General features: G+C 63.9%; 2 protein-coding genes. Both read left to right on the top strand.

The features are described 5' to 3' along the window. Positions 1-8: 8 nt before the first annotated feature. Positions 9-362, top strand: a complete 354-nt coding sequence (locus tag AC097L_RS24220) for an AtuA-related protein (RefSeq protein ID WP_479589274.1) — start codon at positions 9-11, stop codon at positions 360-362. Between the two features lie 13 nt (positions 363-375). Beyond that, on the top strand, positions 376-1332 hold the full coding sequence (locus AC097L_RS24215; protein WP_479589273.1) for a Bug family tripartite tricarboxylate transporter substrate binding protein: 957 nt from the start codon (positions 376-378) through the stop codon (positions 1330-1332). The last annotated feature ends 104 nt before the right edge of the window (positions 1333-1436 follow it).

Below are 1436 nucleotides of genomic sequence, written 5' to 3'. Positions count from 1 at the left end.
GAGGCCGCATGAACATCACCGTCCCGCTCTACCGTGCCGCCCACAGCCGCACCGGCGACAAAGGCAACCGCTCCAACTTGAGCGTGATCGCCTACCGCCCCGAACTGTTTGCCCTGCTGGAACAGCAGGTCACCGCCGAAGCCGTGGCCGCCCACTTTGCCCACAAACAGCCACACCACGTGGAACGCCATGTTCTACCTGCCCTGCAAGCCATGAATTTTGTATTGGACGAGGTACTGGACGGCGGCGTGAACGACGCGCTGAACCTGGACAGCCACGGCAAAGCCCTGTCGTTTTGGCTGCTGGATTTGCCACTGACAATCCCTTTAGCCCTACAGCCTTTTCTACAACCAGAAAATTAACCGAGACACCCTTATGCGCCGCACTTTCCTGACCCTTGCCGTCACCGCCCTGTTCGCCACCGCCAGCCAGGCCGACACCTTCCCCGACAAGACCATCACCTTCATCGTGCCGTTTGCCGCGGGCAGCGCCACCGACCAGCTGGCCCGCGCCCTGGCCCAGGCGGTCACGCTGGATGCCAAGGTCAGCGTGGTGGTGGACAACAAGCCCGGCGGCAACGCCTTCATCGGCGCGCAGGCGGCGGCCAAGGCCAAGCCCGACGGCTACACCGTGCTGATCGCCACCAACACCACCCACGCCGCCAACGAGCACCTGTACAAAAAGCTGCCCTACGACCCGGTGAAAGACTTTGAACCCCTGACCCTGCTGGGCCGGGGCGGCCAGATCATGCTGGTCAACCCCAGCCTGGGCGTGAACACCGTGGCCGAGTTCGTCAAGCTGGCCAAGTCCAAGCCCGGCAAGCTCAGCTTTGGCTCGGGCAGCTCGTCCAGCCGCATCGCGGGCGAGCTGTTCAAGCAAATGGCCGGGGCCTACATCGTGGCCATTCCCTACCGCAGCAATCCGCCCGCCGTGACCGACCTGATCGGCGGACAGATCGACGTGATGATCACCGACATGGCCACCGGCCTGCCCCAGGTCAAGGGCGGCAAGCTCAAGGCGCTGGGCGTATCCACCCTGCAGCGCAGCCCGCTGGCCCCCGACGTGCCCACCATCAGCGAGGCCGGGGTCAAAGGCTACGAGATGACCTACTGGTTTGCCGCCTACGCCCCCGCCGGTACGCCCGCGCCGATGGTGGCCCGGCTGAACGAACTGCTGGTCAAGGCCGCCAAGAGCAGCACCGCCGCCAGCTTCTACCAGGGCACCGGCACCGAAATCACCACCACCACACCCGACGGCCTGCGCAAGGTGCAGGCCGATGAATCGGTGAAGTGGGGCAAGATCATCCAGGCCGCGGGAATGCAGCCGGAGTAAGCGGCATTTGCTACGTTTTTAGTAGCTTCTTGCGCTTATGGGATGGGCGGTAGCGGCCTAAAAAGCGTCTTAAATCCAGCCCATATGTCGTCTGCTCGGCTTGT

This window comes from Rhodoferax sp. RT5P35 (assembly GCF_056521385.1).
The sequence above is the reverse complement of the archived record's forward strand: the minus strand, read 5'-3'. Positions and strand labels throughout refer to the sequence as shown.

Excerpts from the sequence above, each read along its gene's own strand:
- AC097L_RS24220 (WP_479589274.1), top strand. The coding sequence starts at position 9 with ATGAACATCACCGTCCCGCTCTACCGTGCCGCCCACAGCCGCACCGGC.
- AC097L_RS24215 (WP_479589273.1), top strand. The coding sequence starts at position 376 with ATGCGCCGCACTTTCCTGACCCTTGCCGTCACCGCCCTGTTCGCCACC.